This is a genomic window from Paenibacillus phytorum (assembly GCF_013141715.1).
GTDB classification, from domain to species: domain Bacteria; phylum Bacillota; class Bacilli; order Paenibacillales; family NBRC-103111; genus Paenibacillus_E; species Paenibacillus_E phytorum.
Window position 1 is genome coordinate 48,156 of sequence record NZ_WHOA01000131.1, and the last position, 6,305, is coordinate 54,460.

Genomic DNA, 6,305 nt, shown 5'->3' on the forward strand with positions numbered 1-6,305 from the left:
GATCGGCATCAAGCCTATGCCTAGTACAAGCTGTATAACTTCCTTCAAGAAATCAGCTTCGTCTGCTTCGCCTTCTCCGCAACTTTCTGGGTATAGCCGCTGAGCGGCTTTTTTAGTGCTAGAGCAATAACGTAGCAAATCGCAATGAATAAACAGAGGAAGAACGCATCTCTAAGTACCACGGAGAGCAGCATACCACCAACCGCCTCGCGCATGATACCTACCGCATAAGTGAACGGCACGAGCGGGTTAAGCTTTTGAAAAAATGGCGATGCCGTACTAACCGGGAACGTGCCGCCGGAGCTGGAAAACTGAAGCACAAGGAAGATGATCGCAATGCCTTTGCCTATGTTCCCGAACACAGAGACCAATGTGTATGTGATGGTTATGAACACTTTGCTGATGAGAATCGCAAAAATTATGAACCAGAACTTATCCACAACATATGTGCCCAGGAGGTACATATCGCCGAGCGTGACGATTATGGCTTGGAGACATCCAACCGTCAGGAAGATGAGCATACGTCCAAAGTAGATATGGTGCGGCTTCAGCAAGCCGTCTGGGTTATCCACATCCACTCTCATCATCGAAACAAGCAGCATAGCGCCTACCCACAGGGATAGCGTTGTATAAAAAGGCGACATCGCCGACCCATAGTTCGGAATAGGGAAACGCCTATCCTCTTTAATCAGCACAGGATTCGCGAGGAAATCGCTTTGCTTCTGAATATCATTTTGCAGCAGTCGGAGAATTTCTTCGATACTACCCCCGCCTTCCACCTTACGGATTTGATCCGCAGCCTTGCGGACAGCCGCCTCAAATTCTGGCAGATCATTGCGCACAAGGTTAGCTGCTAAATGAACGGCACTCTCGACCTCCGGAAATTTCGTCTGGTACAGATCGGATAATTTACGGATTTCATCCTCAGCCGCTGGCAAATCATTACGCACAAAGTCTGCTGCCTCATGCAGTTTTTGCTCGACTTTGGGTAGATCATTACGAACGAACGGCGCGGCTTCATTGATCGCGTTGGTGAACTCGTTCATTTTGGTCTGAAGGGTCGTTGACGCTTCATGTACCTTCGCGCGGATATTCGGCAGATCCTTTTGCAGCATATCGAGCTGAGCTTGCGCGAAATGAATGCCGCTCTGCGCATCCACTAAGATCTCTTTGATGTTCGGCAGTTGAGATTGTAGTGTCTGCAGTACAGTAGCTGAGTTTTGGGCGATTGATTTCATCTGATCCAGTGCTTTGGTGATGTTAGGAACAATTTCCGAGTCATAGCGCGACAAGATATTGCCTAATGCGCTGCTCGCCTCTTTGGACAATGTGTTCAAATTATCCACAAGGTCTTTCGCAGGCTTCTCCCCGCGCTGAATGGCCGATTGGATCTTACTTAACGTTTGAAGTTGGTTATTGAACTTGGTTTTGACACTGTTCAAACGGTCTATGGAGTCGGCAAGCGGGCCATTCGGTAAGTAAGTGTTCAAACGCGTAAGCAGGTCGACTGTTCGGTCAATGACCGCTACGCCTGTAGTAAGGCGATCCGTGAACAGCCCTATTGCAGCCAAAGCTTTCTGCGGGTCAAGATTAGCATCCTGGAGCAAGCCAGTAAGCTGCGTTACCGCATCCGCTGTCTGCTGAAGCAATATCAAATTCTGCTTAACGACAGGGATAAGCGCTTGGAACGCCGCATCATTATTTTGTAAAAAGTTGGCCAATTGGCTTGCAAACGCACCACCTTGCGCAGCAATGGTCTCTATTTTAGGCAGAGCGTTTAACGCCGCGGTAACAATTTCATCCGCCTTGCGAGATTTATCAATCGCTGTGTTTAGAGCCTCTTCGACCTTGCCGAAGTTCTGATCCAGTTCTGCGATACGATCAGCGGCCCGCTGGATCTCCGGCAGTTTTTCCTGAATGACCAATACCTCTTGCGCAGCTGATTCAATCTTTGGCCAACGCTCTTCAATCTTTAGAATCGTATCACCGGCCCGATCCATTTCGGGAATCCGTTTCTCGAGCTCGACGATTTTCTGCCCCTTTTCCTTGATTTCGGGCAGCTTCTGCTCGATCTCAAGCGCTTTATCACCCATAGCCGTAATCTCCGGCAAGCGCTTTTCCAACTCAAAGATTCTTGACTCCATATTCCGAATCGTCGGAAGCTCTTTCTCCAAATCGATACCCAACGCTTTCATTCGCGTCAAAATAGACGTGCTCACCGTTTTAATAAAATTTTCGCTGATTTGCGCAGTCACACTAGAAGCACCCTTACTTGTTATTTTAGGAGCGACCGCATTAATTTTCTCATTTACCGTGTATAAAATCTCCGGCTTTTCCATCGATCCATCCACAATACTTGTTATTTTTCGCGAAAAATCATCCGGAATAATCAAACTTGCGTAATAATCCCCTTTTTCAACACCGTCCAGAGCCTCTTGCTCGTTCACAAACGTCCAACCCAGGGAATGATTATTTTTCAAATTATCCACAACTTCATTACCGATATTAATGGCTTTATCCTCGACAACTGCCCCCTGGTCTTTGCTTGTTACCGCAATTTTGATACCAGACGTATTGGCATAGGGATCCCACATCGCCTCTAGATTAATCCAAGCATACACGGATGGTAAAATAGCTAGTGCTATCATAAGAAAAAGACCTGTGGGCACTTTCCACAAGTTCCTAAGATCCGTTAAATAAATACTCAAAATTTTCTTCATAATACCTCCACAACTTTCGACGATATGGTTAATGTTACCTTGCACCTATGTTACCATACACTTATTTGCCATATTAGTGAAGACCATACTAAAGAATATCCAAAATCCCCCCTATGGAATTCATCGGAAGGAGTTCTCCTCAATGTTAGAAACCTTCATGGCTGTGGGTAAGTTGTCCTGTGGATATGTGTATAGATTGTCTGATTTATTATACACAGCCTGCTCTGTGGACATGTTGATACTGTGGATAACTTTGTGGATAAGTATAATATGATCGGCATGGAGTCGTAAAAAGAGGGACAAAGAAGCGAGGTCAGAAAGCAGGTTGATAGGTGCAGGCTTGAAGAAGCGGAATTCCCGTTAGAGAGAGCTATTTTAGATCGAGAAAAGAGGGAGGGGATGTGAGTTATTATCAGAAACGTGATTACTTTAGGCTCGGTTTTCGAGCCTATTTCAGTTAACACAAATTGAAAGCTCGGCATCCGTGCTTTCGCACATATGCTGCTTACCTACAACAACTTTAAGCTCATAAATCGGCTTCTCAGCCTTTTTCCCATACTAGCGTATGCAGCGGTACAAGCACACAGAGCTGGTTGCAAAGGTATTTACTTTTACAAAAAGGCATGCTATTCTTATTTCGATAAGTATAGAAACAACAGAAAGGAGCAAACTACAATGGTTGGTGTCAGTATGGAAGCCAAGCAAGCGGTGAAAGTTCATAAAGCGTTAGGCGAACCTACTCGCTACAAAATTTTTGAGATCCTGATCAAAGAAAGCAATTTATGCCCCGCGGAACTTGAAAACCGCTTGGAATCTGTGGCCTTATCCACACTGTCTCATCATTTGAAACAATTAACAGACTGCGGACTGCTTGACTCCAAAAAAAAAGGAACGTTCGTATACTTCACCGTGAATTGGGAAAATGCTAAAAAATTCGTACCTTATTTGCTTGATTAATTTTTTCGTTTTATATTTCTACATATTTAGAAATATAAAAATATCCCTTATATCTGCTGCAAATGTATTTTTTTGATCCATATTTCAATAAATCTAGAAATATAAAAATTAATATGAAAGAGGTTATCTGAATGTCAAAAACATGGAAAATTTACATCTTAGCACTCCTTAGTTTTTTAGTGGGAACATCGGAGTTCATTATTGCGGGAATATTGGATAAAATATCGAACTCGATGGATATTTCATTAGTGGCTGCAGGCCAACTGATTACCGTTTTCTCTCTCGTCTACGCGATCGGCACTCCGATCATCATGGCCTTAACCTCAGGCTGGAACCGGCGTAAGCTGCTCCTCTATGCGCTTGGTTTGTTCGTCATCGCTAATGGATTGGCCTTTGTCATGCCGGGATTCGGACTGTTCGTCAGTGCTCGAGTCTTAATGGCTCTTGGAGCCGGGGTCGTCGTTGTTACCTCATTGAGTATCGCAGCTATGATTGCCCCTCAAGGAAGACAGGCCAGCGCGATCGCAACTGTCATCATGGGCTTCACTGCCTCCTTGATCGTCGGAGTCCCGCTGGGTAGAATGATTGCTGCTTCATACGATTGGAAAATGGTGTTTGGCGGAATCGGCGCACTCGGTCTACTAGCGATGGTCGTTATCGCCTTAACTATTCCATCTTTACAGGGAGAGGCAGCCATACCCCTTCGTAAACAATTGGCTCTTTTGAAAAATCCAAAAATAGCTATGGCCTTGTCAGTTAGTTTCTTTTGGCTGGGTGGTTATTCAATTGCCTATACGTACATTTCACCTTATCTTGTAACGATTACCGGTATGGGTGAGAAAACGCTGAGTACTGCCTTGTTTGCATTCGGTATAGCCAGCCTTATCGGCTCCAAGCTCGGGGGCTACAGCACCGATCGTTGGGGAGTTAAGCGAACATTAACGTCGGGTATGCTGTTACATGTAATCACGCTTATTTTGTTAACTTTGGCCGCACACTCACCCAGCGTAGTATTTCCATTGCTTATCTTGTGGTCTTTTGCCGCTTGGTCGTCAGGGCCTACACAGCAATATAATTTAGTTACACTAGCCCCAGAATCTTCAGGTATTATGCTCAGTCTGAACAGCTCGGTTATGCAGCTTGCGATGGCTGCTGGCGCCGGTGTTGGTGGTGTTGTAGTTGGACAAATATCTCTGGCGTCCGTTACTTGGATCGGAGCGATCGGCGTTGGAATTGCTACGGTCATCACAATCTTATCTTTCAGAAGATCAAGCGTAAGAAGCAAGGCTACCTCTGAATCTTCAGTTGAGCCTTTGCAAAGAGCATAAGAAATCTAGAGGTGGCATTGGAAAAAGACAAAAAAGGATAATCCGGCTCTAATGGAGCTATGGATTATCCTTTTTCATCTGTCATGTTAGTCATAAAATTCCAATAAAACTGTCTGTAGTCCAAATCTAGCGCGATCCTAATTGTATTCGGATGGGCGGTGGCGTTTGGTCGAAAATCGGCAATGCTTTGCCCCCTAGCGATTCCTTCTTGGGTAACTATATGAACCGGTCGTCTCATCCACTGGAACATATGTCGATTAACAAGAGCCATCATTGGAAGTAAGTCATGCGGCGGGGCACCTTGAAGTTGGGGCATAGACGTCTTATAGAAATCGTAATAAACATCAAAAATTGGTTTGAAGAGGGGCACCTTTCCTACCCTGTTGATTGAATCACTCATATCTTGCGTCACAATAGCCTTATAGGTCACATTTAACGGAAACAGGGCAATGGGTCCGCCGCGCCTCATGACAAGATCAGCTGCGACTGGGTCCCCAGCAAAATTCGCTTCAGCCACTGGCGTAACGTTGCCTGGAACAAGAAAGGCACCACCCATGATATAATAACCCTTCACCTTTTTTATCAATTCACCATACAGCATAATTGCCATTGCAAGAGAAGTCAGTCGCCCGGTATCGACAATGATGAGCTCGCCACCATATCGTTCGATGATGGATTTCACGATTCCAAAATTTTGCCCCTCCGAAGCAAATGGAGGAACTATCGAACCGAGCCCATGCGTCCCGTGGACTTTGGTAATATAAGTCGGAGATTCACCTGTCATTGGCCGTTCCGCCCCTTTGATAACCGGCACATCATTCAGTCCCAATAAATTGAGAAGAAAGTGTGCATTCTGGACGGCATCCTCGACTGGAACATTCCCGTAGCTGCAAACAATTCCGACAATGTTGATTGTTTTCGTAAAGCTAGCATACATAAGAGCGACAGCGTCATCGACCCCCATATCGGAGAAAAACAATACGTTAGTTGTCATTGCATCCCCCTTCGATACAGAACTCCTTATATGTTTATGAACGCGGTTAATGCAACATGCGATAAACAGCGAAGAGGTCTTGCATAAAGAATGGGATGGAAAATAACCGAATTAGCGGTCATACAGGGTCGTTATAATGAAAAGATTATCGACCATGCCTAAACTCCCCTTAAGTAGTGGACCTTCCCCGACTTTAGTACAGCTTCCATAACCGTCGACGGTCTGTTTTCGTAGAAATTCAAAGAAGTTACAATAAAGACATAAGAACGAAGCAGACATACAACATGCTTACATTTGAGAGGAGAC

General features: G+C 45.0%; 4 protein-coding genes. 2 read left to right on the forward strand and 2 right to left on the reverse strand.

Features of this window, described 5'->3' with window-relative positions:
• Positions 1-44 precede the first annotated feature (44 nt).
• The gene (locus GC098_RS20315) at positions 45-2,720 is read right to left on the reverse strand and encodes a YhgE/Pip domain-containing protein (protein ID WP_171645074.1); all 2,676 of its coding nucleotides are present in this window, start codon (positions 2,718-2,720) and stop codon (positions 45-47) included.
• A 675-nt stretch (positions 2,721-3,395) separates the two neighbouring features.
• Here GC098_RS20315 and GC098_RS20320 point away from each other — a divergent pair.
• Both GC098_RS20320 and GC098_RS20325 read left to right on the forward strand, forming a co-directional pair.
• Positions 3,396-3,677 carry an ArsR/SmtB family transcription factor gene (locus tag GC098_RS20320; RefSeq protein WP_171645075.1) on the forward strand — a complete coding sequence of 94 codons (282 nt, stop codon included), beginning with the start codon at positions 3,396-3,398 and terminating at the stop codon, positions 3,675-3,677.
• Positions 3,678-3,808: 131 nt separating this feature from the next.
• Positions 3,809-5,005, forward strand: a complete 1,197-nt coding sequence (locus GC098_RS20325; protein WP_171645076.1) for an MFS transporter — start codon at positions 3,809-3,811, stop codon at positions 5,003-5,005.
• Positions 5,006-5,069: 64 nt separating this feature from the next.
• Here the strand turns inward: GC098_RS20325 and GC098_RS20330 are convergent, their stop codons facing one another.
• The gene (locus GC098_RS20330; RefSeq protein ID WP_171645077.1) at positions 5,070-5,999 is read right to left on the reverse strand and encodes a nucleoside hydrolase; all 930 of its coding nucleotides are present in this window, start codon (positions 5,997-5,999) and stop codon (positions 5,070-5,072) included.
• Between the last annotated feature and the right edge of the window lie 306 nt (positions 6,000-6,305).

Bases quoted from the DNA above. Each gene is read 5' to 3' on its own strand.
- GC098_RS20330 (WP_171645077.1), bottom strand. From the start codon at position 5,999: ATGACAACTAACGTATTGTTTTTCTCCGATATGGGGGTCGATGACGCT.
- GC098_RS20325 (WP_171645076.1), top strand. From the start codon at position 3,809: ATGTCAAAAACATGGAAAATTTACATCTTAGCACTCCTTAGTTTTTTA.
- GC098_RS20320 (WP_171645075.1), top strand. From the start codon at position 3,396: ATGGTTGGTGTCAGTATGGAAGCCAAGCAAGCGGTGAAAGTTCATAAA.
- GC098_RS20315 (WP_171645074.1), bottom strand. From the start codon at position 2,720: ATGAAGAAAATTTTGAGTATTTATTTAACGGATCTTAGGAACTTGTGG.